General features: G+C 63.7%; 27 protein-coding genes. 10 read left to right on the top strand and 17 right to left on the bottom strand.

Annotated features, from left to right (window positions below):
• Window positions 1-89: 89 nt before the first annotated feature.
• The 5 genes from urtB to EN869_RS13630 all read left to right on the top strand — a co-directional run bounded on the left by urtB (window position 90) and on the right by EN869_RS13630 (window position 5026).
• On the top strand, window positions 90-1706 hold the full coding sequence (urtB, locus tag EN869_RS13610) for an urea ABC transporter permease subunit UrtB (protein WP_127226176.1): 1617 nt from the start codon (window positions 90-92) through the stop codon (window positions 1704-1706).
• Window positions 1703-2926 carry an urea ABC transporter permease subunit UrtC gene (gene urtC / locus EN869_RS13615; protein WP_127226177.1) on the top strand — a complete coding sequence of 408 codons (1224 nt, stop codon included), beginning with the start codon at window positions 1703-1705 and terminating at the stop codon, window positions 2924-2926. The genes urtB and urtC overlap by 4 nt, the downstream gene beginning before the upstream one ends.
• A gap of 6 nt (window positions 2927-2932) precedes the next feature.
• The gene (urtD, locus tag EN869_RS13620) at window positions 2933-3679 is read left to right on the top strand and encodes an urea ABC transporter ATP-binding protein UrtD (RefSeq protein WP_127394965.1); all 747 of its coding nucleotides are present in this window, start codon (window positions 2933-2935) and stop codon (window positions 3677-3679) included.
• Window positions 3680-3749: 70 nt separating this feature from the next.
• Entirely contained in the window at window positions 3750-4445 is a 696-nt protein-coding gene (urtE, locus tag EN869_RS13625) for an urea ABC transporter ATP-binding subunit UrtE (protein WP_127226179.1), read from the top strand.
• A 404-nt stretch (window positions 4446-4849) separates the two neighbouring features.
• Window positions 4850-5026: a hypothetical protein gene (locus EN869_RS13630; RefSeq protein WP_127226180.1), complete on the top strand. Its 177-nt coding sequence runs from the start codon at window positions 4850-4852 to the stop codon at window positions 5024-5026.
• A gap of 23 nt (window positions 5027-5049) precedes the next feature.
• On the opposite strand, the gene EN869_RS13635 is transcribed toward EN869_RS13630, so the two are convergent.
• The 11 genes from EN869_RS13635 to EN869_RS13685 form a co-directional block, all read right to left on the bottom strand.
• Window positions 5050-6195, bottom strand: coding sequence for a GGDEF domain-containing protein (locus tag EN869_RS13635; RefSeq protein WP_127226181.1), 1146 nt, complete (start codon window positions 6193-6195; stop codon window positions 5050-5052).
• Between the two features lie 110 nt (window positions 6196-6305).
• Window positions 6306-6548: a hypothetical protein gene (locus EN869_RS13640; RefSeq protein WP_127226182.1), complete on the bottom strand. Its 243-nt coding sequence runs from the start codon at window positions 6546-6548 to the stop codon at window positions 6306-6308.
• A 238-nt stretch (window positions 6549-6786) separates the two neighbouring features.
• Window positions 6787-7590, bottom strand: a complete 804-nt coding sequence (locus tag EN869_RS13645; RefSeq protein ID WP_127226183.1) for a DUF72 domain-containing protein — start codon at window positions 7588-7590, stop codon at window positions 6787-6789.
• Window positions 7591-7620: 30 nt separating this feature from the next.
• On the bottom strand, window positions 7621-8085 hold the full coding sequence (locus EN869_RS13650; protein ID WP_127226185.1) for a GNAT family N-acetyltransferase: 465 nt from the start codon (window positions 8083-8085) through the stop codon (window positions 7621-7623).
• On the bottom strand, window positions 8082-8414 hold the full coding sequence (locus EN869_RS13655; RefSeq protein WP_127226187.1) for a hypothetical protein: 333 nt from the start codon (window positions 8412-8414) through the stop codon (window positions 8082-8084). The genes EN869_RS13650 and EN869_RS13655 overlap by 4 nt, the downstream gene beginning before the upstream one ends.
• An 8-nt stretch (window positions 8415-8422) precedes the next feature.
• Window positions 8423-8839 carry a DUF302 domain-containing protein gene (locus EN869_RS13660; protein WP_167498556.1) on the bottom strand — a complete coding sequence of 139 codons (417 nt, stop codon included), beginning with the start codon at window positions 8837-8839 and terminating at the stop codon, window positions 8423-8425.
• A complete protein-coding gene (gene uvrA, locus EN869_RS13665; protein ID WP_127226191.1) occupies window positions 8839-11760 on the bottom strand; it encodes an excinuclease ABC subunit UvrA in 2922 nt (973 codons plus the stop codon). The genes EN869_RS13660 and uvrA overlap by 1 nt, the downstream gene beginning before the upstream one ends.
• A gap of 787 nt (window positions 11761-12547) precedes the next feature.
• A complete protein-coding gene (locus EN869_RS13670) occupies window positions 12548-12802 on the bottom strand; it encodes a hypothetical protein (RefSeq protein WP_245489423.1) in 255 nt (84 codons plus the stop codon).
• Between the two features lie 103 nt (window positions 12803-12905).
• Window positions 12906-13508 (bottom strand): ATP-dependent Clp protease proteolytic subunit, encoded by a 603-nt coding sequence (locus EN869_RS13675; RefSeq protein WP_112129358.1) that lies wholly within the window; start codon window positions 13506-13508, stop codon window positions 12906-12908.
• 27 nt (window positions 13509-13535) lie between these two features.
• Window positions 13536-14012 (bottom strand): SRPBCC domain-containing protein, encoded by a 477-nt coding sequence (locus tag EN869_RS13680; RefSeq protein WP_127226194.1) that lies wholly within the window; start codon window positions 14010-14012, stop codon window positions 13536-13538.
• Window positions 14009-14323, bottom strand: a complete 315-nt coding sequence (locus tag EN869_RS13685) for a metalloregulator ArsR/SmtB family transcription factor (protein ID WP_127226196.1) — start codon at window positions 14321-14323, stop codon at window positions 14009-14011. The genes EN869_RS13680 and EN869_RS13685 overlap by 4 nt, the downstream gene beginning before the upstream one ends.
• A gap of 236 nt (window positions 14324-14559) precedes the next feature.
• Between EN869_RS13685 and EN869_RS13690 the strand changes: the two genes are divergently transcribed.
• From EN869_RS13690 to EN869_RS13700, 3 genes are read left to right on the top strand one after another with little or no spacing between them, the layout of a single operon-like run.
• Window positions 14560-15081 carry a single-stranded DNA-binding protein gene (locus EN869_RS13690; RefSeq protein WP_127226197.1) on the top strand — a complete coding sequence of 174 codons (522 nt, stop codon included), beginning with the start codon at window positions 14560-14562 and terminating at the stop codon, window positions 15079-15081.
• A gap of 34 nt (window positions 15082-15115) precedes the next feature.
• Window positions 15116-15514, top strand: coding sequence for a DUF2306 domain-containing protein (locus tag EN869_RS13695; RefSeq protein ID WP_127226199.1), 399 nt, complete (start codon window positions 15116-15118; stop codon window positions 15512-15514).
• A gap of 29 nt (window positions 15515-15543) precedes the next feature.
• Window positions 15544-15969 (top strand): OsmC family protein, encoded by a 426-nt coding sequence (locus EN869_RS13700; protein ID WP_127226201.1) that lies wholly within the window; start codon window positions 15544-15546, stop codon window positions 15967-15969.
• Between the two features lie 80 nt (window positions 15970-16049).
• On the opposite strand, the gene EN869_RS13705 is transcribed toward EN869_RS13700, so the two are convergent.
• The 3 genes from EN869_RS13705 to EN869_RS13715 form a co-directional block, all read right to left on the bottom strand.
• Window positions 16050-16679, bottom strand: coding sequence for a MarC family protein (locus EN869_RS13705; protein WP_042642668.1), 630 nt, complete (start codon window positions 16677-16679; stop codon window positions 16050-16052).
• 93 nt (window positions 16680-16772) lie between these two features.
• Window positions 16773-17150 carry a VOC family protein gene (locus tag EN869_RS13710; RefSeq protein WP_127226203.1) on the bottom strand — a complete coding sequence of 126 codons (378 nt, stop codon included), beginning with the start codon at window positions 17148-17150 and terminating at the stop codon, window positions 16773-16775.
• 32 nt (window positions 17151-17182) lie between these two features.
• The gene (locus EN869_RS13715; protein ID WP_127226205.1) at window positions 17183-17713 is read right to left on the bottom strand and encodes a hypothetical protein; all 531 of its coding nucleotides are present in this window, start codon (window positions 17711-17713) and stop codon (window positions 17183-17185) included.
• A gap of 85 nt (window positions 17714-17798) precedes the next feature.
• On the opposite strand from EN869_RS13715, the gene EN869_RS13720 reads away from it, so the two are divergent.
• Window positions 17799-18617: an AraC family transcriptional regulator gene (locus EN869_RS13720; protein WP_127226207.1), complete on the top strand. Its 819-nt coding sequence runs from the start codon at window positions 17799-17801 to the stop codon at window positions 18615-18617.
• 12 nt (window positions 18618-18629) lie between these two features.
• On the opposite strand, the gene EN869_RS13725 is transcribed toward EN869_RS13720, so the two are convergent.
• Both EN869_RS13725 and EN869_RS13730 read right to left on the bottom strand, forming a co-directional pair.
• A complete protein-coding gene (locus EN869_RS13725; protein ID WP_127226209.1) occupies window positions 18630-19253 on the bottom strand; it encodes a ParB-like protein in 624 nt (207 codons plus the stop codon).
• Window positions 19250-20983, bottom strand: a complete 1734-nt coding sequence (locus EN869_RS13730; RefSeq protein WP_245489422.1) for a SulP family inorganic anion transporter — start codon at window positions 20981-20983, stop codon at window positions 19250-19252. Before EN869_RS13730 ends, EN869_RS13725 begins: the two co-directional genes overlap by 4 nt.
• Before the next feature lie 186 nt (window positions 20984-21169).
• Between EN869_RS13730 and gyrA the strand changes: the two genes are divergently transcribed.
• Window positions 21170-23956 (top strand): DNA gyrase subunit A, encoded by a 2787-nt coding sequence (gene gyrA, locus EN869_RS13735; protein ID WP_127226213.1) that lies wholly within the window; start codon window positions 21170-21172, stop codon window positions 23954-23956.
• Window positions 23957-24007: 51 nt separating this feature from the next.
• On the opposite strand, the gene EN869_RS13740 is transcribed toward gyrA, so the two are convergent.
• Window positions 24008-24160 carry a hypothetical protein gene (locus EN869_RS13740; RefSeq protein WP_127226215.1) on the bottom strand — a complete coding sequence of 51 codons (153 nt, stop codon included), beginning with the start codon at window positions 24158-24160 and terminating at the stop codon, window positions 24008-24010.
• Between the last annotated feature and the right edge of the window lie 177 nt (window positions 24161-24337).

The raw sequence follows: 24337 nt of genomic DNA on the forward strand, positions 1-24337 counted from the left end.
CTCAGGTCCATGCCTAAGACTGCGCGCGTCCGGACGGTTTCCTCCACCGTCCGGACGTCCATTAAACCCTCAAGGCTCATCAAAGACCGATGAAGATCTTCCGTGCGATTGGCCTCACGCTTTTGTTCCTGCTGACGACGCTGTCGTCCTCGGGCGCTGCGGAAGCCGATCTGCGTGCCATCATCGCCAAATTCGCGACAGCTGCGGACTTTTCCGAGACTGGAGTTATCGTTCGCGAGTTGACAGCCACAGGCGATCCGGCTGTCGAACGGCCGCTTGCTGCATTGGCGGAAGGCAATCTTTACATTCGCGCCGCCGACTCGATGGTGTTTGTCGGCAAGGAAGGGAGCGACAGCATCCAGCTTTTCGACCCGCTGAGCGGCGAGGCGGCGGGCGAGGCTTCCGCAGATGACTTAACCCAGATCGGCGTCAACAACACCTTGCGCCGCACCATCCGCGATGCATTGGGCACGCTGACGCTTGGTTCCAAGGACCCGACTGTCCGCATCGCCGCCGCCGACACTATGTTCAAGACACCTGATGCGGCCAACATCGAGCCGCTCGACGCAGCGATCGCCGGTGAAGCCGTGGCGAGCGTCAAGGCTTTGCTGGAGCAGGCGCGTGCTGCTTCCATACTGGTTTCGGACAAGCCCGATGCGGACAAGCTCGCCGCAATCGCCTTGATCGGGGCGCGCGGCGACCGCGACGCGCTCTCGCTCCTCACCTCCGTTGAGGCCAACGCCTCCGGAGCAGTCAAGGAAGCGGCGACGGCCGCAATCGCGAGTATCAATTCGACGCTTGCCCTGTGGGATGCCGGCCAGAACATCTGGTACGGCATCTCGCTCGGATCTGTGCTGCTGCTGGCAGCGATCGGGCTTGCCATCACCTTCGGCGTGATGGGCGTCATCAACATGGCCCATGGCGAGATGGTGATGCTCGGCGCCTACACCACTTTCGTCGTCCAGCAGGTGATCCGCGCCTCGTTCCCCGGCCTGTTCGACTGGTCGCTGGTCATCGCGCTGCCGCTCGCTTTTCTGGTTGCGGCGCTGGTCGGACTTGCCATCGAACGCGGCATCATCCGCTTCCTATATGGGCGGCCGCTGGAGACGCTTCTGGCCACCTGGGGCGTCTCGCTGATCCTGCAGCAGGCCGTGCGCACCATCTTCGGGCCGACCAACCAGGAGGTGGGCAATCCGTCCTGGATGTCGGGCTCGTTCGGTATCGGACAACTGGCCATCACCTGGAACCGGCTTTGGATCCTGGTGTTCGCGCTGCTCGTGTTCGGCGTGCTGCTCTACGTCATGAAGCGCACGCCTTGGGGGCTGCAGATGCGCGCCGTCACCGCCAACCGCCGCATGGCAGCTTCGATGGGCATCAAGACGCCATGGGTCGACGCGCTGACCTTCGCGCTGGGCTCGGGCATCGCCGGGATCGCCGGTGTGGCGCTCAGCCAGATCGATAATGTCTCGCCCAATCTAGGCCGCGGCTACATCATCGACAGTTTCATGGTCGTTGTCTTCGGCGGCGTCGGCAATTTGTGGGGCACGCTGGTCGGCGCCTTCTCGCTCGGCATCGTCAACAAGTTCCTCGAGCCCTATGCCGGCGCCGTGCTGGGCAAGATCGTCGTCCTGGTGCTGATCATCCTGTTCATCCAAAAGCGCCCGCGCGGCCTGTTCGCGCTCAAGGGCAGGGCGGTGGAGGCATGATCACGCAACGCTTCTTCGGCGCCGACCACCGCATCGCGATCGCCATCTTCATGTTGCTCGCGGCTGCCGTCATCGTGCCGCTGCTCAACCTCGCGGTCTCGCCGCGAAGCGCCTTCTACATCCCGCCTTATATCGTGGCGCTGACGGGCAAATATCTCTGCTACGCGCTGCTGGCGCTCGCGCTCGACCTGGTGTGGGGCTATTGCGGCATCCTTTCGCTCGGCCACGGCGCCTTCTTCGCGCTCGGCGGCTATGCGATGGGCATGTATCTAATGCGCCAGATCGGCTCGCGCGGCGTCTACGGCAATCCGATCCTGCCCGACTTCATGGTGTTCCTGAACTACAAGGAGCTACCCTGGTTCTGGTACGGTTTCGACCATTTCTGGTTCGCGGCGCTGATGGTGCTGGCCGTGCCCGGCCTGCTCGCTTTCGTCTTCGGCTGGTTCGCCTTCCGCAGCCGCGTCACCGGCGTCTATCTGTCGATCATCACCCAGGCGATGACCTATGCGCTGCTGCTTGCCTTCTTCCGCAACGACATGGGGTTCGGCGGCAATAACGGCCTGACCGATTTCAAGGACATACTCGGCTTCAACGTCCAGGCCGACGCGACGCGTTCGGCGCTGTTTACCGCCAGCGCCGTGACGCTTGCGCTTGCCGTCTTCGTCACCGCGGCGATCGTGCGCTCCAAATACGGCAAGCTGCTGATGGCTGTGCGCGATGCCGAGAGCCGTACCCGTTTCCTCGGCTGGCGGGCGGAGAACGTGAAGCTCTTCGCCTTCACTGTCTCTGCGGTCATGGCCGGCATTGCCGGCGCGCTCTACGTGCCGCAGGTCGGCATCATCAACCCTGGCGAATTCGATCCGGCCAACTCGATCGAGGTGGTGATCTGGACCGCGGTCGGCGGGCGCGGCACCATCGTCGGGCCGATCATCGGCGCGCTGCTCGTCAATGCCGGCAAATCCTGGTTCACCGGCGTGCTGCCGGAATTCTGGCTGTTCGCGCTGGGCGGTCTGTTCGTCGCCGTCACGCTGTTGCTGCCCAAAGGCATCGTCGGCATGTGGGACAGTTGGCGCGGCAGGGCAAAGGCGCTGCGCGCGGCCTCGCTTGCCGCCGAAACCGGCGCCGATCCAGAGGCGCCGGAGCCGAAGATCGTTCGCTCGGCGGCAAGGACGCCGGGTGCCTGGTCGGCCACCAGCACCGAACCGCAGCCGGCGGAGTGAGCGAGCATGAGCAAGTCGAACACAATCCTTTATCTCGACGGCGTGTCGGTCTCCTTCGACGGCTTTCGCGCCATCAACAATCTGTCACTGGTGCTGGACAAGGGCGAGATGCGGGCGATCATCGGACCCAACGGCGCCGGCAAGACGACGATGATGGACATCGTCACCGGCAAGACACGGCCGGACGAGGGCGAGGTGTTCTTCGACGGCCAGGTGGATCTCACCCGCCACGACGAGGCCGAGATCGCCATGATGGGTATCGGCAGAAAATTCCAGAAGCCGACCGTCTTCGAGAGCCACAGCGTCGAAGACAACCTCATGCTGGCGCTGAAGGGGCCGCGCTCGATCCTCCCGGCGCTGTTTCATCGCCGCTCGCCAGCGGAGACGCGGCGCATCGACGACATCCTCGGCATCATCCGTCTGGGCGACAAGCGGGACGAGCTCGCCGCCAATCTCAGCCACGGCCAGAAGCAATGGCTGGAGATCGGCATGCTGCTCGCGCAGGACCCGAAACTCTTGCTCGTCGACGAGCCGGTCGCAGGCATGACCGACGCCGAGACCGAGGAGACAGCGCGCCTGCTCAAGGACATCGCCCGCGATCATTCGGTGGTCGTCGTCGAGCACGATATGCATTTCGTGCGCGAGCTCGGCGTCAAGGTCACCTGCCTGCATGAGGGCTCGGTGCTGTCCGAAGGCACGCTCGATTTCGTCTCGGCGGATGAGCGCGTCGTCGAAGTGTATCTGGGACGGTGAGCATGGTCTGGCGGGTTCCGTTCTACCGTTTCGATTTCGCGTTCCTGAAGCGCTGGAGAAGGGGCTGATCATGCTCGAAGTCTCCAATGCCACGCTTCACTATGGCGCCGCCCAGGCGCTGCGCGGCGTGTCGCTGAAGGCAGGCGCAGGCAAGATCACCTGCGTGCTCGGCCGCAACGGCGTCGGCAAGACCAGTTTGATGAGATCGATCGTCGGCCATCACCGGCTGACGAGCGGAAGCGTTGCCTTCGAGGGGAAGGCGCTCGACCGGAGCGCGGCGTATGATCGCGCCCGGTCGGGCATCGCATTCGTGCCGCAGGGCCGGGAGGTGTTCCCGCTGCTGACGGTGCGCGAGAATCTGGAATCCGGCTTCGCGCCGCTCAGGCGCGCGGACCGTAATGTACCAGCGCATGTTTTCGAGCTGTTTCCGGTCCTGAAGCAAATGCTCGGCCGCCGCGGCGGCGACCTTTCCGGCGGGCAGCAGCAGCAACTCGCCATCGGCCGCGCGCTGGTGATGCGGCCGAAGCTCCTGGTGCTCGACGAGCCGACTGAAGGCATCCAGCCTTCGATCATCAAGGATATCGGCCGCGCCATCCGCTACCTGCGCGACCAGGCCGGGATCGCCGTGCTTTTGGTCGAGCAGTATCTCGACTTCTGCCGCGAGCTTGCCGACGAGGTCAACATCATGGATCGCGGCCAGATCGTGCATACGGGGCCGGCTGAGGATCTCGATCGGGCGGATGTGAGGAAATTCCTGACAGTCTAACCGCGTCGTCGTCATCCTTGGGCGAAGCAAGGAGCGAAGACCATTCGTTCCGTGACGTTGGCCGAAGAGTGCTGCGCTACAGAATAGTTTCTTTGTGCGGCGTCATTCCAAATTCTGCACCGTCAGTGACGCTCGGAAGTAACGGAATGGATCCTGGGGTCTTCGCTCCGCTTCGTGTCGCTGCGCCCAAGGATGACGAAGTTGTTGAGCGCTCTGGCGCGCTCAATACCTCGTGCTAGTCTTTTCTTGGCCTTGGTGAGTCGGCCGCTTTCCGTACCAGTCGCCAATAAGGGGGGAAGGCGCGCGGACATCGCCCGCAAGTTCCACGCAAGCAAGCCTGCTTAGCTTCCCCCGCAGTGATTGTCGGTCAATGCGTCCAAGAAGAATCTTGCCAGGGGACGGCGATGGAACGTTTTGTCGAGGACTATCAGAAGCGGCGCCTCACAGAGCGCGTCGACATCATGACCGCGATCAACATCCTGATGTCGCAAGGCTATGACGAGGAGCATCTCCTCGATGAAATCACCAAGGTTTTCTACGTCGATCTCGATACCTTCAACGACGTGATCGCACACCATTGAGAGTTTGCATGCGGCGGTGAAATTCAACCGGCGCGGCGGAAGTCCAGAACGCGGTTGCGGCCGCCGCGCTTGGCGGCATAGAGCGCCTTGTCGGCGGCGCTGAGCACCTTGTCGAAGCTCATGCCTTCGCTGCTGCCGAAGGCGAAGCCGGCGCTCACCGTGCAGCGCAACGTCCCGGTCTCGGTCTCAACTGTGCGCGCGGCGAACGTCGTCCTGACGCTTTCGGCCGTGGCCTCGGCCGTCTCGGGCAAGCTGCGCTTCAACACCATGGCGAATTCCTCGCCGCCCATGCGGGCGACGGAGTCGTTCGGGCGCAGGCTGCTTGACAGCACTTCGGCAAAGGCCTTCAGCACCTCGTCGCCGGCGGCGTGGCCAAACTGGTCGTTGATCGCCTTGAAGCCGTCGAGGTCGAACACCACAACCGCGGTGAAGGCGCCGACGGGTGTCCTGCCGTGCAGGTCGAACAGCGCGCGGCGGTTGAGCAGTCCGGTAAGCGCATCGGTCTGGGCTTCGCGCTGATGATGGCGGGCGAGCCGCCCCTGGTTCAGCGCCAGTGACAATGCGCCGATACCGGTCATCGAGGCGATGACGATGACGAGGCTCAGATCCTCGGCCCAGTTGCTCGGCGCGTGACCGAGGACCATTTTGCCGTCCCATGCCAGCACCGCCGCGCATAGCACGAAGGATACGGCAGTCAGCGAGTAGAGCAGCGCCACGCCGATGAGATGGACGGGCGCCTCTGCGCGGCCGCGCCAATATTCGTACGCGGTGCCGAACAGCAGCAGCGCGGCCAGGGCGTTCTCCAGCATGAAGCCCAGTCCGTCATAGCCGAGCGCCATCGGCGGCAGCGCCAGCGCAAAGGAGCAGCCGGCGCCAAGCGCGATCAGCGGCACCGGCGAGCGTCTCGTCCTGTATTGATGGGCGGCGCCCAGCATGACCGAGAAGCCGAACAGAAGCAGCGCCAGCGTCAGCACGCCGAGGGCGTTTCCAGGTGCTTTGATATAGGCGTCATAGACAAAGACTTCGACCACCACGGCCAGCACGCTGATCGCCCAGGTCAAAAGGAACCTGTCGGAACGTGCGGCCAGCCAGGTTCCAAACAGCGTGAGGCTGAGGCAAGCGGCGGAGAAGCCGACGGCCAGAAGCAATGAGTTGTAGTCGAGCAGCATGCACGCGTCCTTGCCGGCGCCGGGCTTCTGCAACCTGGCGTAGGTGCATTAGTGCAGCATGGAAGTATCGATTACGTTACGATAGGCGCGAAGATGCGAGGATTCCTGCGTTATAGGATCATTACCGACAATAGCAGGATAAAGCCCATCGCCATCATCACCAGACCCGGCCAATTCTGCGACAGGCCGAGGAAACCGAGCCCGCGCCGCCGTGGCTCCAATGTCGGGCCCGATGTTGCCAGGTTCGGCGCCGGACGAGGTGCTGGATCGCTCAGTCGTCCGCGCCTCAGAGTGGCGCCTGCCATGTACACGACGCCTGCAATGGTAAGCAAGGCACCGAGGATGACGATCATCTTTCCTCGCTCCTTTCCGACGCTGCGGGACTTGGCAAGCGTTTTGCGAGGTGGCTGCGTTCCGTTCCAACCTTCGGCACCTGTTGCGACTTCGCAGCGGTCTCCTACGGTCGGCGGCTGGGACAGAACGGTCAAGACGGCCGGCAGGTTCCGACAAGCCGACGGCCGATTGGCGTCGCGTGGCGCGCCGAACAAAACTCTGGCGTTTGAACTACGGCCGCTGCGGAGGTCCGCAGCTCTAGGCTGTCACCCGCTTCATCAGCGCCATGGCGCCGAACGGCGCGCGCACCTTGCCTTCGGTGATGAAGTAGGCGAACACGTCGCGCGGCTTGATCGGCGCATCGGTCTTGGGATCGGCACGCGGCAGGTCGGCGGGCTGCGTGCCCTCCGCCCAGGTCTTCGCGCGTGCCGCCCATTCGTCCAGGCCTTTCGGCGTGTAGCAGTCGGGATTGTCGTCGCTACCGGTCTGCAATCGCGCATAGACGAAGTCGCCGGTGACGTCGGCGATCGCCGGATATTTGGCGTGGTCGGCATAGACGATCGCGGCGTTGTATTTACGCGCCAATGCGGGGAATTCCGGCACGATGAAGCTGTCGTGGCGTACCTCCAGCGCGTGGCGCAAGGCAACGCCGTCCTGCTTCTCGGGCAGAAGTTTGAGGAAGGCCTCGAAATCGTCGGCGTCGAATTTCTTGGTCGGCGCGAACTGCCACAGGATCGGGCCGAGCTTCTCGCCGAGCGCGGCGATGCCGGAGCCGAGGAAGCGCATAATCGATTCGCCGGCCTCGCCGAGCACCCGGCGGTTGGTGACGAAGCGGTTGCCCTTGAGCGAAAAGACGAAACCGTCCGGCACGTCATTGGCCCATTTCACGAAGGTCGGTTCCTTGAAGCTCGAATAATAGGTGCCGTTGATCTCGATAGTCGGCACCTGGCGGCTGGCGTAATGCAGCTGCTTGGCCTTGGCGAGTTTCTCCGGATAGAAGGAAGTGTCCCAGGGCTCGAAAGTCCAGCCGCCCATGCCCGAGCGGATCGTTCCTTGGCTCATTGTCTTCCTCCTCCGCGTTTCAAGATGTGGTCAGGCCGCTTTGCTGACCGGCTTGGCCATGTCGACCAGGACCCATCCTGGCCGGTACGGATTGGCGCGGCGACCCGTTTCGCGAAAACCGTAGGCCGCATAGAGCGCGATGTTCCGCTCCATGCGCGAATTGGTGTAGAGCCGAACCTCCGGCACGCCCCATGATCGCGCTTGATCCTCGGCGAAATCGAGCAATTTGATACCGAGTTTTCTGCCCTGGAAAGCCGGCGCGACGGCGACGCTGAAGATCAGCGCGTGGTCGGGATGCCGTTCGAGGACAATCAGCCCTGCCAGTTCGGCGCCTTCTTCCAGAAGCCAGATCTCGCCGCGCTCGATGCGCGGCTTGTAGTCCTCGGTCACAGGGATCGGCGGCGCGCCGAGCAGGGCGGTGTAGGGGTCATAGGCCGTCGTGGTTACAGCGACAATGGCGCAGAGATCGTCGGGGCGGGCGATTCTGGGCTTCATGGCAAGCTTCCTGCTAGCGAGGCGCGCGGTCGGAGCCAACCAAGGATCCGTCGCCTTTTCCGGACGAGGATCGTGTTAGGGACGGTCATAATCCGCCCAAAGAGCCAGTTGCGGATCACCAAGTCGCCAACCTTGCCATGTTCTCTCAGCCAGCTTTGAAAGGCGGTGACTGCATCACTGCCGTCCAGCACGATCACCATCAGCCAGATGTTGCTCGCGCCGACCCTGCGGCCATCCCAGCGCAAGACTGCTTCGCGCCAGCGCTTGCGCAAATGGTCAAAAACGAACTCCGGATCGTCCGTGTAAAATCGAAAGACGTTGTTGGCCATCGGCAGGCTTACGCTCCTGACAAACTTGTCCCGGTGGCCGCCGAAACGACCTTCTCCATACCCGCCGCGATCGCCGTGACGGCATCGCGACTTGCCTCGCCAAGATCGTGACGATCCGCCAGCCAACGCGCATCGTTATAGGACAGCCAGACCTTGCCTTGCTCGTCTTCCCAGGCCAACGCCTTGATCGGCAGGTCGATGCCCGCAAGCTGCCGGTCCTGCATCAGTGGCGTGCCGCCCTTCGGGTGACCGAAGATCAGCAATTCTGTCGGACGAAGCGCGGCACCGACTTCCTGCGCGCCGGCGGCATGGTCGATCCGTGCGAAGACGCGCAATCCGGCGCCGGTGACGGTCTCGACCAGCCGGTCGATGGTTTCACCCACGCCGAAGCGGCTTTCAATGGAGATCAGGCCCCTCCCTGCCATCACTCCGCCGCTTCGCGCTTGCCCCCGGGGCGGCGCTCCAGAAGCTCTTTCAGGAACTGGCCGGTGTAGCTGCGCTTTTCGCGTACGATGGCTTCCGGGGTGCCGGAGGCGACGAGCTCGCCGCCGCCGTCGCCGCCTTCGGGGCCGAGGTCGAGCACCCAATCTGCAGTCTTGATCACCTCGAGGTTGTGCTCGATGACCACCACCGTGTTGCCCTGGTCAACCAGCTCGTGCAGCACCTCGAGCAGCTTGGCGACGTCGTGGAAGTGCAGGCCGGTGGTCGGCTCGTCGAGGATGTAGAGCGTCTTGCCCGTCGCCTTGCGCGACAGTTCCTTGGCGAGCTTGATGCGCTGCGCCTCGCCGCCCGAAAGCGTCGTCGCCTGCTGGCCGATATGGATATAGCCCAGCCCAACCTGCTTCAGCGTCTCCAGCTTGTCGCGCACGCCGGGCACCGCCGAGAAGAACTCGACGCCTTCCTCGACCGTCATGTCGAGCACGTCGGCGATCGACTTGCCCTTGAACAGAACGTCGAGCGTCTCGCGGTTGTAGCGCTTGCCGTGGCAGACGTCGCAGGTGACGTAGACGTCGGGCAGGAAGTGCATCTCGATCTTGATCACGCCGTCGCCCTGGCAGGCCTCGCAGCGGCCACCCTTGACGTTGAAGGAGAAACGGCCCGGCTGGTAGCCGCGCGCCTTGGCTTCCGGCAAGCCGGCGAACCAGTCGCGGATCGGCGTGAAGGCGCCGGTATAGGTCGCCGGGTTGGAACGCGGCGTGCGGCCAATCGGCGACTGGTCGATGTCGATGACCTTGTCGAGGAACTCCAGCCCTTCGATGCGGTCATGCTCGGCCGGATGCTCGCGCGAACCCATGATGCGGCGCGAGGCCGCCTTGAACAGCGTCTCGATCAGGAAGGTCGACTTGCCGCCGCCCGACACGCCGGTGACCGCAGTGAAAGTGCCGAGCGGGATTTCCGCCGTGACGTTCTTCAGATTGTTGCCGCGCGCGCCGACCACCTTGATGCGCCGGTTCTTCTTTGCCTCGCGCCGCGCGGACGGCGTCGCCACTTCCAATTCGCCCGACAGGTACTTGCCGGTGATCGAGGCGGGCGTCGCCATGATCTGCTGCGGCGTGCCCTGGGCGATGATCTGGCCGCCATGGATGCCGGCAGCCGGACCGATGTCGACGACGTAGTCGGCATGCAGGATGGCGTCCTCGTCATGCTCGACGACGATCACGGTATTGCCGATGTCGCGCAGGTGCTTGAGCGTGTCGAGCAGGCGCGCATTGTCGCGCTGGTGCAGGCCGATCGACGGCTCGTCCAGCACATAGAGCACTCCGGTGAGGCCTGAGCCGATCTGCGAGGCGAGACGAATGCGCTGGCTTTCGCCGCCCGACAGCGTGCCGGAGTTGCGCGACAATGTCAGATAGTCGAGGCCGACATCGTTCAGGAAGCGCAGCCGCTCGCGGATCTCCTTAAGCACGCGCACCGCAATCTCGTTCTGCTTCTCGTTCAACTGCGCCGGCAGATCGGTGAACCACTGATCGGCCTTGCGGATCGACAGCTCGGTCACTTCGCCGATGTGCTTGCCGCCGATCTTCACGGCCAGCGCCTCCGGCTTTAGGCGATAGCCGTTGCAGGCGGGGCAGGGTGTGGCCGACATGAAGCGCTCGATCTCCTCGCGCATCCAGGCTGATTCCGTTTCCTTCCAGCGCCGGTCGAGATTGGGGATCACGCCCTCGAAGGTCTTGGTGGTCTTATAGGAACGCAGGCCGTCATCATACTGGAAGGTGATCTCGCGCTCGCCGGTGCCGTGCAGCACGGCTTCTTTCGCCTCGGCGCTCAGATCCCTGAACTTGTCGCCGAGCTTGAAGCCATAGGCTTTGCCCAACGCTTCCAGCGTCTGCGCGTAATAGGGCGAGGTCGATTTCGCCCACGGGCTGATGGCGCCGTCGCGCAGCGATACATTCTCGTCCGGCACGACGAGGTTGGGATCGATGGCGCGCTGGCTGCCGAGACCATCGCAGGTCGGGCAGGCGCCGAACGGGTTGTTGAAGGAGAACAGCCTGGGCTCGATCTCGGGAATGGTGAAGCCGGACACCGGGCAAGCAAACTTTTCCGAGAACAGGATGCGCTCATGCGTCTCGTTCTTCGACTTGTTGACCGAGTCCTCGCCGGTCAGGCTGGCGTCGAGCGGCCGGTCGGCGAACTCGGCCACCGCGAGGCCATCGGCGAGCTTCAGCGCGGTCTCCATCGAGTCCGCAAGCCTGGTCGCCAGATCGCCGCGCACGACGATGCGGTCGACGACGACGTCGATGTCGTGCTTGTACTTCTTGTCCAGCGCCGGCACGTCGGCGATCTCGTAGAAGGTGCCGTCGACCTTGACGCGCTGGAAACCCTTCTTCTGCAGCTCCAGCAGTTCCTTGCGGTATTCGCCCTTGCGGCCGCGCACGATCGGCGCCAGCAGGAACAGGCGGGTGCCTTCGTCCAGCGCCAGCACGCGGTCGACCATCTGGCTGACCGTCTGGCTCTCGATCGGCAGGCCGGTGGCCGGCGAATAGGGGATGCCGACACGCGCGAAGAGCAGGCGCATGTAGTCGTAGATTTCCGTGACGGTGCCGACCGTCGAGCGCGGGTTGCGCGAGGTGGTCTTCTGCTCGATCGAGATGGCGGGCGACAGGCCGTCGATCTGGTCGACGTCCGGCTTCTGCATCATCTCCAGGAACTGGCGGGCATAGGCCGACAGGCTCTCGACATAGCGGCGCTGGCCCTCGGCATAGATGGTGTCGAAAGCGAGCGACGACTTGCCGGATCCTGACAGTCCAGTCATGACGATCAGGCTGTCGCGCGGCAGGTCGAGATCGACGTTCTTGAGATTGTGTTCGCGCGCCCCGCGAATGGAAAGGTATTTATGGTCGGCCATCGCCGGTCGCCGCCTCAGATCTGGAATTTGCTGGATTGGGCGGGTTTGTCCCGGCCATCCCCTATGTAGGTATTTTCGCCGTCACGTCGAGAGACGCCACAAATCTCGACGCAAGACGCCAATCATGGGTTTAACCGCCTTTCGTGCGAGCCGGCAAGCGGAAAGAACAAAGGCCGAACACGCTCCTGACAAAGCGCTGTGGAAATAGGTGGGCGCTGCAAAACAGTCGCTATGGGCGCTGCAAAACAATCGCCGCATGCGCTGTGAAAACAGATGCGACAGCCGCCCGCCGGTTTGATCCACAGAGACGCTGGACTTACCTGGACGTAAACTCCACGAGATCACATTTTTTCGTAACCGGCTATTCAACGGTTGACGCCAGCGACTCACGGGAGCAGTCTCAAAGGCGTCAACGAAGCCGGCCGTCTTTCGATGGCCTCGCCGCCCAACAGGCGGATAGCGATTAGCGCTTCGAACGACATTGTCGCAACGGACCCAGGAGCGGAGCATGACGCCACCGGACAGTCCCTTGAGGCTCCACACGGAGATGGAGCCGCGGCAGGCATAAGTGCCAGGGCAGACTTGAAACGCCAGCCCGACAAACCGTGACTTGCCGAATCCCAACAATCAGAGACCATAGTCGGATCGTCGGCTGAACGCCGCGTTGCATCCGAAACAGAACGCCGGCAGTCCACTCCCGGCTAAAGTTGGATTTCAGATCCATGAAGCCCCATCCGTCTGCAAAGCAGGGATGGGGCTTACATTTTGTCGTTCCGACAAATTCTGATCAGTGGCTCGGAACCTTGGTGCCGCCCGTCGCCATGTCGATGGTGATGCTGCCGCCGATCCTGACATCGGTATTGCCGATCTTGAACGAGCCGTCGCTGCCGGCGGGCTCAGGGTCGTCCGGTTCCGGCTGTGGCGCCGGCTTGGCGATGCGGTAGTCGCCGCCGACGCCGGGCAGTTTCTGCGACCGGCTGTCGTCGGCAAGCGCGGTGCCCGCCAGCAGCGCGCCGGCAAGCGCCGCGAGGGCAATGCACACATATCTGGTTTGTAGCGGCTTGATCATTGCGCGAACTATAGGGGCGCGGGCCTGACGATGCCAGACGTGGCCAATCAATTCGCCGCGCGTCCGGCTCGAGACGTCAGGCCGCCTTCTTGCGAGTGTCGTAGACGTGGTCGACGAGACCCCATTCCTTCGCTTCCGCGGCGCTCATGAAATAGTCGCGGTCGAGCGTGCGCTCGACCTCTTCGTAGGTGCGCCCGCAATGCCTGGCATAGAGCTCGGTCATGTGCTGCTTGGTGCGCACGATGTCCTCGGCATGGCGCTGGATGTCGGAGGCCTGGCCCTGGAAACCGCCGAGCGGCTGATGCAACACGATCCTCGTGTTGGGCAACGCGATGCGCCGCCCCGGCGTGCCGGCCATCAGCAGGAAGGAACCCATCGACGCGGCGAAGCCCATGCAGACCGTCGAGACCGGGCAGGAGATGTATTGCATCGTGTCGTAGATGGCGAAGCCGCTGGTGACCATGCCGCCCGGCGAGTTGATGTAGAGCGAGATCTCCTTGTCCGGATGATCGGACTCCAGCGACAGCAATTGCGCGCAGACCAGCGCCGAAACGTTGTCGTTGATCTCGCCATTGATGAAGACAATGCGCTCGCGCAGCAGCCGCGAAAAGATATCGAAGGAACGTTCGCCGCGGCTCGACTGTTCGATGACCATCGGCACCAGATTGGCAATGCTCATGACGGGTTTCCTCGGTCCTTTTTTTGATCAGGCGGCGCGCAGCATCATGCAAGGCGCATTGGCCGCGACCGGGTTCTTGCGGGCATAAAGCGAGAGCCTGCAACCGGCGCCGGCAATGGCAATGGCAGGCTCGGCCACCGGCACGAAACCGTCATGGACGATGCGCAAATGCGTGCCGCCGGAGGCGGTTCGCGCCAGCGTAAAGGTGACGATGCTGTCGAAAGCGGGAAGCTGGTCCGCGTCCTTCGCGCCGGGCCGCTCGCGCCAGGAATAGCGCAGCAGCTTGCCAGGCTCGGCCTTGAGCACCTCGCATTCGATCGGCCTATCCGCTGCGGCAAAGGCGAAGCGGCGGCCGGCTTCCGCCTTGATGTCGTTCGGCATCAGCCAGGCGGCGAGCAATTCCGGCTCGGTCAGTGCCCGCCAGACTTTTTCGGGCGGATCGGGAAGGTCGCATTCGAAGCTGAGCGGCGCCTCGTTGGCCGTCGGGTTTCCGGTTGCCGTCATTGGTCCATTCCCTTCAGAACCGTCTTCAACTTCTCGATGCGCTCCGGCCAGAAGGCGCGGTAGCGTTCGACCCAGCCGAGCAGCGGATCGAGCCCTTGCGGATCGGCGCGGTAATAGGCGTTGCGGCCGGCGCGCCGCTCGACCACCAGACCGGCGCCGCGCAGCACGGCAAGGTGCTGCGAGACCGCAGGCTGCGACACGCTCATGCCGGCGCGCAACTCGGTCACCGTCATCTCGCTGGCGGTCAGGCGCTCGTAAACGGCACGTCGCGTCGGGTCGGCGAGCGCCCGGAAAATCTCTGCTTCGATCATGACCAAAGCATAAGTCGATACTTATTGATTTGGCAAGCATCTATTTGATCGCCATATCCAAATATGCGTTCGAGCACGGCTTTTGCTGACATTCCTTGACAGAGAGGGCGGTTATGTCTAGAACGAAAAGAGAACAAAAACCTTGTGGGAAAAGCCAGCCTTTGCGGGCATGGGCGGCCCGCAGGCTGTAAGGTGAGCGACTTAAAATTTGTTTCGGATGAGCGCGGAGAAGTACGATGGCGGGTAGCGTCAACAAGGTCATTCTGGTCGGCAATCTCGGGGCGGACCCTGAAATCCGCCGCCTGAATTCCGGTGATCCGGTCGTCAACATCCGCATCGCCACGTCGGAAAGCTGGCGCGACAAGAATTCGGGCGAGCGCAAGGAAAAGACCGAGTGGCACAATGTCGTCATCTTCAACGACCAGATCGCCAAGGTGGCGGAGCAGTATTTGAAGAAGGGCATGAAGGTCTATGTCGAGGGCCAGTTGCAGACCCGCAAATGGCAGGACCAGACCGGCAATGATCGCTACACGACCGAGGTGGTGCTGCAGAAATTCCGTGGCGAATTGCAGATGCTCGACGCGCGCGGCGAGGGCGGCGGCGGACAGGTCGGCAATTATTCCGGCAGCAGCGGCCGCGGCTCGGATTTCGGCCAGTCCGGCCCGAATGAAGGTTTCAGCCGTGGCGGCGGCGGTGGTTCCCGGGGCGGCGGTGGCGGCGGCTCGTCGCGCGAGCTGGACGACGAGATCCCGTTCTAAGAGCTTTGCATTGATCGTTTGAGGGGAAGGCGCGATGTCGCTCGGACCGCTTCTGTCGGCGCCTCCTCCCATTCCATGGCATGCCTTCGCGGCCTTCGCCGCTTTAGCCATCGGCGGCGCCCAGCTGGCGCTGCCGAAGGGCACGATGCGTCACCGCGCGCTGGGTTACACATGGGCGGCGCTGATGCTGGTCATCGCCATATCGAGCTTCTGGATCCAGCAGATCCGGCTCATCGGTCCGTTCAGCCCGATCCATCTGTTGTCGATCCTGGTGCTGGTCACCGTGCCGCTGGCGGTCTGGCATGCGCGCAACCACCATGTGGCGAAGCATCGCAAGGTGATGATCTCGCTCTATGTCTTCGCATTAATCGGCGCGGGCGTCTTCACGCTGCTGCCGGGGCGCATTATGCACGCCGTCGTGTTTGGTCAGTAAGCGGCTGGAATTTCTCAAGGAAGATTATCGTGAAAGCACGCATCAAATGGGTCGAGGAACGCACCTTTGTCGGCGAATCCGGCAGCGGCCATAAGGTCGTGCTGGGCACGGCGCGTCGACCGGATGGTCACACGCCCGGACCGAGCCCGATGGAACTGGTGCTGATCGGCACCGGCGGCTGCTCGGCCTATGACGTCGTCCACATCCTCGAAAAGGGCCGCGAGGCGATCGAGGACTGCGTGGTCGAGCTCGACGCCGACCGGGCCGAGACCGACCCAAAAGTGTTCACCCGCATCCACATGCATTTCATCGTCAAGGGCCACGCGCTGTCGCACGACAAGGTGGAACGGGCGATCGATCTGTCGATCGAGAAATATTGCTCGGCCTCCGCGATGATGGCGAAGACGGCGACGCTCACGCATGATTTCGAGGTGGTCGAGACGGTGGCGAAGTAGGGCAGTAGGGCAGTAGGGCAGTAGGGCAGTAGGGCAGTAGGGCAGTAGGGCAGTAGGGTGCGCTGCTCGCGGCCGATCAGCTAAGCCGCCATCAGCGCCCGGACGCCGTCGGCCACGAACTGCACGGCAAGCGCCGCCAGGATGACGCCGAGCAGGCGCGTCAGGATCGAGCGGCCGGTCTGGCCGAGGATGCGGTCGATGCGCTCCGACAGCACGAACACCAGATAGGTGATAACGAGGCAGAGGAAGATGATGCCGACCAGCGCGGCTTGAGCGGCAAAGCCCTCGAAATGTCCCGATAAGAGGACGGTCGCCGAGATCGCGCCCGGGCCGGCGATCAGCGGGATCGCCAGCGGGAAGGCGGCGATGTTGTGGATCATGTCCTTGGTGATGGCGACGTCGCCGATCTTCTCCTTGCGATCCTGGCGGCGCTCGAACACCATTTCGAAGGCGATGAAGAACAACAGGAAACCGCCGGCGACGCGGAAGGCCGGCAGCGTGATGCCGAACACCGACAGGATCGAGGCGCCGGCAATCGCAAACAGCGCCATCACCAGGAAGCCGATCACCGAGGCGCGCACCGAGACCTGCTGGCGCTCCTCGCGGTTCATGCCGCGCGTCACGGCGAGGAAGAGCGGCGCCAGTCCCGGCGGGTCGATGGTCACCAGAATGGTGACGAAGGCATTGAACAGGCTGTCGAAACTCGGCATCGCTGGTCCCCTCCCGCCGGGCGAGGCCCAGACTCCGCAATTGGTAGAGCAAAGCCCGTGCGGTGGGAACAGGCGCGAAGGGAAATCGGCCGGCTATTCGGCCTTGCTGCAATAGGCTTCCAGCCGATAGCCGTCCGGATCGATGACGAACGCGGCGTAGTAATTATCGCCATAGGCCGCTCGCAGTCCGGGCTGGCCATTGTCCTTGCCGCCCTCACGCAATGCCGCCGCATGGAAGGCGTCGACGCTAGCGCGCGTCGGTGCCGAAAAGCAGAAGTGCAGGCCGGAGTCCGCATCGGGCTGCACCGGTCGCCCGGCGTCGTTCACCCAAAGCTGGACCGCCTGAGCCCCGTAACCGAGGGAGCCGGGCGACGCGCTGAGGCAGGAATAGCCGAGCGGCTTCAGCGCGACATCGTAGAAGCGTTTCGAAGCGCCGGCATCGCGAACGCCGATCGAGACATGGTCGAGCATTGTTTCCTCCATGATTGCAATTGGTTGTCTGCTCAGGCTGGAGTCGCGCGCCGGGCCAGGAATTCGACCTCCATGCGCCAGGTCGCGCCGCCATCATGCGAGCGCTCGCCGAGCCAGCGGAACGAGTGTTCGGTGATGCGTGAAAAGCTCCAGCGCACCGACGCGCCGGTGCCGTCGGCGCCGACCTGGACGATCGTGTCGTCCTCGGCGCGGCCGAGCTGCCGGCTGTAGTACTGATTGCGCGGATCGCTCCAGAAGATGTGCCAGGCATCCGCGCCGGGGTCGTAGACGCGCAATGTCGTGCCGTAGAAGGTCCACGGTCCGAGTGATGGCGAGGGACCGGCGTCGCGCGCGGGCAGGATCCATACGTCCTGTACCGCCTTGCCTTCCAGGACCCAGCCGAAATGCACCTCGCCGCGGCCCGTCAGTCTGGTCCCATCATCCAGGATGCGTGTGGCATCGAACGTCCAGGCGCCGATGAAGCGGCCGTAGAGCTTCAGCTTTTCGGCGAGATCCGGATTGGGTTTACCGCTGTGCAGGGCTTCGGCAAAAGATTCAATCATGGCTGCTGCCTCGTTTGTCAGGAGAGGGCAAGCAGTAACGGCATTGCAGGGTTCTGCGCTTGGGAAAAATTGCTATCTTTCAGTGATGGCGACGGCTGACGAAAATCTTGCTTCGGGACCTGGTTGGCAGGTGTCCGACGTGATCTGCACCGCCCGCGCCGGCGACAGGCCATTTGAGGAACAGCATCGCAGTTTTTGCGTCGCCGCGGTGACCAGGGGCACCTTCCGCTACCGCACGCGTCAGGGCACGGCGATGCTGGCGCCAGGCGCCATCCTGCTCGGCAATCCCGGCACCTGCTACGAATGCGGGCACGAGCACGGCGCTGGCGACCGCTGCCTCTCCTTCCATTTTTCGCCGGCCTATCTGGAGCGCGTCGTGACTGAACTGCCGGGGGCGAAGCGGCTCGGCTTCGCCGATCCGCGCCTGCCGCCCTTGCCGGGGCTGGCGCCGGTGCTGGCCGAGGCGGAGGCCGCGCGGGAGACGGGCGACAGTGAAGCGTTCGAGGAACTCGGCCTGCGCATTGCCGGCGCGGCGATCGCGGCTGCCGCCGGTCCTTCCAGAACGGCACGCACACCCAGCCGCCGCGACCAGAAACGGGTTGCGGAGGCCGTGCGCCTTATCGAGCTCAATGCCGAGCGGCCGCTGTCGCTGAGCGAGCTTGCCGACGGCACGGCGACCAGCCCGTATCATTTCCTGCGCATTTTCCGGCAGGTTGCCGGCATGACGCCCTACCAGTTCCTGCTCAGGACAAGGCTGCACCGGGCCGCCGTGCGGCTGCGCAGCTCGGACGCGGCGATCTCGACGATCGCCTTCGATGCCGGCTTCAACGACCTGTCGACCTTCAATCGCCGATTCCGGCGCGAGATGGGGCAAGCGCCGGGCGCCTACCGCGCCCGCCGATAGATATCGCCATCGTCAATCGTCCGTCGGTCCGCACCAGCCAGGCAGATAGTCCGCGTCCTTGCTCTTGGCGAGCGTCAGGGCGTCCTTCATCGCCTTGTCGAAATTCTTCTCGACTGCATTGCGTTCGATGCGTCGGCGCAGGAAATCGGCCCAGATGAATTCGCTGAACGGCGTCGTGTCCTTGGCGTAGCCGCCCAGGCGGCGCAGCTCGCCCGCCACGCTGCGGTAGGGGTCATCGACCAGCTCGCCGATCGTCTTCGGAATCGCCGAATAATCGCGACGCCGGCCATTCTCATCGAACGGGTGCATCCAGCCGCGATTGTCGAGCACGAAGAAAAACGCGTCCTTGTCGAGCGCGGACAGGTCGCTGATCACCGTCACGAGCACGTCCTTGACCCCTTCCTCGAGCAGGGCTCGGGCGAGATGATGGTGATCGGTGACGTAGTTGCGGTTTTTGGGACCGAGCACCACCGGCACCATGTGCTTGCCGAGAAAGGCGCCGGTCTTGTTCTTGGCGTCCTGCGTCCGGATCATCTGGCGCTTCAACGCAACTTCCCGCATGCCGACTGTTATCTGGGTCGGCCTCAATTCCTCGACGGGGACCGGGCTGACGATGGGTTCTCGCGGGTCGATCATGGCACGCTATCCTGTCCTTGCTGCTGTGGTTTCCCCGGACCAAGTGTTTTGATCGCCGCGTCGACGCTGTGGAATATCCGCTCTGTGCCAACAATTTCAGCGATGCCGAACCGCTTGAGCGCCGCCTGGGCGCGCAGCGATTCCATGCGGGCGATAGCAAAGACCGCGCCTTTGTCGCGACAATGGCGGATGGTCTCGATCAGCGCCTGGGCGGCGGTATAGTCGATCTCGACGATGTTGCTGGCCTCCAGCACCACCAGCTTCACGTCCTCGCTCCTGGCGTCGATCAGGTCGGCGAGGCCGCGCTTGAAGCGGTCGGCGTTGACGAAGGAAAGCGGCGCCTGGAACGCCGCCACCAGCACGCCGGGGTGCTGCGCGCCCGCGCTCGAACTGCTCGGCGGCCACCAAACTGAGGTGCCCGGCACCTGCGCCAGTTCGATCGGCTCCGTGCGCGTCGAGCCCCAGATGCCGTAGAGCAGCGACAGGCCGATACCGATGGCGACGCCGGTTTCGATCGGCAGGACGACGATCGCGATCATGGTGATCAGGATCAGCGCGAACTCGACCGGCGCCTGGCGATAGACCTTGGCGAAGACCTGCCAGCGCAGGATGTGCTGGGCCACGAACATCAGCACGCCGGCAAGCGCGGCCTGTGGCACATTGGCAAGCAGGCTGCCGCCGAAGGCACCGAGCGCCAGCACGATGGCCGCCGCGATCAGGCCCGACAGCTGGGAGCGACCGCCTGTCTGGGCGACGATGGCCGTGCGCGGCGGGCTGGCGTTCACGGCAAAGGCGCCGAACAGACCGGCCACGATGCTGCCGGCGCCGACGCCGACGAAATCGCGGTTGACGTCGGGCGCTTCGCCGTTCCGCGGCGCGAAGGAGCGGCTGGTGGCCGCTGTCTGCACCATGACCACGATGGCGATCAGCAGCGCGAGCGGGACAAGCGCCTGAGCGTCCTGGAAGTCGGCCATCGGCACGCCGGGAGCCGGCAGGCCGTTCGGCAGGGCGCCGAGCACTTCGACGCCCCGGTTCTTCAAGTCGAAGCCGATGACCGCAAGCGTCGCCAGGACCATGCCGATCAAGGCCGCCGGGATTCGGGCGCTGACATGCTCGGAGACGAAGACAATCGCGAACACGCCGAGCCCGAGCGCAAGGCTCCACGGATTGGTGAGGCGGAGATTGGCGGCGATCTCGCCGACGCGCCGCACCGTCTCGCCGCTTTCGGCCGGCAGGCCAAGCAAGGAGGGCAGTTGCGAGACGATGATATGGACGGAAATGCCGGCGAGGAAACCGGTCGTGACCGGCACGGACAGGAGATCGGCAATCCAGCCAAGACGGAAAATGCCACTGAGCGCCACCAGCAGCCCCACCATCAGCGCCAGCATGGCCGCGAGCGCCAGGTAATGCGGCGAGCCAGCGGTTGCGATCAGCGCCAGGCCGCCGGCGAACAAGGGCGTGATCGTCGAATCCGCGCCGGCCGACAAATGGCGGTTGGCGCCCAACAGCGCGAGGGCCACCGAGCCGGCGACGAAGGCGAAGAAGCCGATCTCCGGCGCGAAGCCGCCGAGGCGCGCCGTCGCCATCTGTTCGGGAATGGCAATCGCCGCGAGTGTCACGCCGGCCGCCAGGTCGCCATTGAGGTCTTTTGTCGTCCAGCCGCTCAAGGCGCGCAGGGGTAACCAGGAGTTCGCCGCGACTGCCGTGCCCGTCTCAGGGTGACGATCCATTGCCGGCCTATGCCCCTTCAACCGCGACTTCGGGGCGAAATGCACTGTGGCCATATCGTCGCAATCTGCGGTATCCTTTTGAAATTACCACGAAAATTGTCTCTGGAAAAGTCCGGCCAAGGTTGGAGTTTCGGCGAAGCTTCCTATATAAGCATGCAGTGATTCCCGACTGGATTGTGACCTGACTTGACCGACCAGAAGACACCGCGCGGGCCGGATGGCGGCCCCACCGGCATCGAGCCGATTTCGATCATCGAGGAGATGCAGCGCTCCTATCTCGATTACGCCATGAGCGTGATCGTCAGCCGCGCGCTGCCCGATGTGCGCGACGGCCTGAAGCCCGTGCATCGCCGCATCCTCTACGCCTCGCATGAGAGCGGCTACCATTGGAACCGCAAATATGTGAAATCGGCGCGCCCGGTGGCCGACGTGATGGGTAAATACCATCCGCATGGCGACGCCTCGATCTATGACGCCCTGGTGCGCATGGCGCAGGACTGGTCGCTGCGCGTGCCGCTGATCGACGGTCAGGGCAATTTCGGCTCGATCGATGGCGATCCGCCGGCGGCGATGCGCTACACCGAGTCCAGGCTGACCAAGGTCGCGCATGAGCTCCTGGAGGACATCGACAAGGAAACCGTTGATTTCCAGGACACTTACGACGCCTCTGGCAGCGAGCCCAAGGTGCTGCCGGCGCGTTTCCCGAACCTTCTGGTCAACGGCTCCGGCGGCATCGCCGTCGGCATGGCCACCAACATCCCGCCGCACAATCTCAGCGAAGTCTGCAACGGCGCCATCGCCATCATCGACAATCCGGCGATCGACCTGACGGCGCTGATGGAGATCGTGCCTGGCCCGGATTTCCCGACTGGCGGCATCGTGCTTGGCCGTTCCGGCATCTACAATGCCTATTCGACGGGCCGCGGCTCGATCGTCATGCGCGGCCGCGTCAACATCGAGCAGCGCGGCAATGACCGCGAGTCCATCGTCGTCACCGAGATCCCCTATCAGGTGAACAAGGCCTCGATGATCGAGAAGATGGCCGAACTGGTGCGTGACAAGCGCATCGAGGGCATCTCCGACATCCGCGACGAGAGCGACCGCCAGGGCTACCGCGTCGTCATCGAGTTGAAGCGCGAGGCCGTGGCCGACGTCGTCCTCAACCAGCTCTACCGCTTCACGCCGCTGCAGACCTCGTTCGGCGCCAACATGGTGGCGCTCAACGGCGGCAAGCCGGAAGTGCTGACGCTGATCGACATGCTGAAGGCCTTTGTCAGCTTCCGCGAGGAAGTCGTCAGCCGCCGCACGAAGTACCTGCTGCGCAAGGCGCGTGAGCGGGCCCATGTGCTGGTCGGTCTGGCGATTGCCGTCGCCAATATCGATGAGGTGATCAAGCTCATCCGCACGGCGCCCGATCCGCAGACGGCGCGCGAGCAGTTGATGGAACGGCGCTGGCCGTCGCACGACGTCGCGCCGCTGATCAAGCTGATCGACGATCCGCGCCATCGCATCAACGAGGACGGCACCTACAATCTCTCCGAGGAGCAGGCCCGCGCCATCCTCGACCTGCGCCTGCAGCGCCTGACCGCGCTCGGCCGCGACGAGATCGCCGACGAGTTGAACAAGATCGGCGCCGAAATCGTTGATTTCCTGGATATTTTGTCTTCCCGCGCCCGCATCCAGCAGATCGTCAAGGACGAGCTGGTCGCGGTCCGGGACGAGTTCGGCACGCCGCGCCGCACCGAGCTGACCGATGGCGGTTCGGATATGGAAGACGAGGACCTGATCCAGCGCGAGGACATGGTCGTCACCGTCAGCCACTCCGGCTATATCAAGCGCGTGCCGCTGTCGCTCTACCGGGCGCAGCGCCGCGGCGGCAAGGGCCGCTCCGGCATGTCGACCAAGGAAGAGGATTTCGTCACCCGGTTGTTCGTGGCCAACACGCATACGCCGGTGCTGTTCTTCTCCTCGCGCGGCATCGTCTACAAGGAAAAGGTCTGGCGGCTGCCGATCGGCAACCCGCAATCGCGCGGCAAGGCGCTGATCAACATGCTGCCGCTCGAGCAGGGCGAGCGCATCACCACGATCATGCCGCTGCCCGAGGACGAGAGCAGCTGGGGCGAGCTCGACGTGATGTTCGCCACCACGCGCGGCACCGTGCGCCGCAACAAGCTGTCCGATTTCATCCAGGTCAACCGCAACGGCAAGATCGCCATGAAGCTGGAGGAAGAGGGCGACGAGATCCTCGGCGTCGAGACCTGCACCGACAATGACGACGTGCTTTTGACTGCGAATTCAGGTCAGTGCATCCGTTTCCCGGTCTCCGACGTGCGCGTCTTCCAGAGCCGCAATTCCGTCGGCGTGCGCGGCATCACCATGGCCGAGACCGACCGCATCATCTCGATGTCGATCATCGAGAATGTCGATGCGTCGCCCGCAGAGCGCGCCGCCTATCTGAAACGCGCAGCGGCCGAGCGCCGCCTAGCCGCCGGCGCTGCCGGCGACGAAGAGGAGATTGCGCTCACCAATGAGGAGGTCGGCGAGGAAGCCGAACTTTCCGAGGAGCGCTACGAGTTCCTCAAGGCGCATGAACGGCTTGTGCTGACGGTGACCGAATATGGCTACGGCAAGCGCTCGTCGTCCTACGATTTCCGCCTGACGGGGCGGGGCGGCAAGGGCATTCGCGCCACCGACGTGTCGAAGACGGCCGAGATCGGCCGCCTGGTCGCGACCTTCCCGGTCGGCAATGACGATCAGATCATGCTGGTTTCGGACGGCGGCACGGTCATCCGTGTGCCGGTCAACGGCATCCGTTTCGCCAGCCGCGCCACCAAGGGCGTGACGATTTTCAACACGGCCGAAGGCGAGAAGGTTGTCTCGGTTGAGCGGATTTCGGAACCGCAGTCGGACGAAGAGGCGGAAGAAGCGCCGTCTGACGAGGCTGGCAGCGGCGATACGGGTGAGAGCGTATAAGGTTCGGCTCAGGCTTCGCCGGCCCGTTGGGCCGGTGCGGTCTTGGCAGGATCAGTGGCGACGATAGACGTTGCGACGAGCGAAACCATCAAGCCGCCTGGTGTTGGCCTTGACGCGTACCCGCGCTGCTTCCTGATGCAACCCGAACGCGGTCGCGATGAGCATCACGATGGTCATTGCTGCGGCAAGCATGTAGATCAGCATTTGCGTGTTCTCCTGCGCTTACAACGGATAAAATGGTGATTTGGTTTCACCTCTTGAAGCGGCAACCTAGTGAACGCTGCGTGAAACGTTCGTGATTGTCGCATTCATCTGTCGTTCATCGGCGTGAGAAGGTTCACGCATGCCGGCGATTAATCGGATTTGCCTTCCGTACGCCCG

It is taken from the genome of Mesorhizobium sp. M2D.F.Ca.ET.226.01.1.1 (assembly GCF_004022705.2).
In the GTDB taxonomy this organism is placed as follows: domain Bacteria; phylum Pseudomonadota; class Alphaproteobacteria; order Rhizobiales; family Rhizobiaceae; genus Mesorhizobium.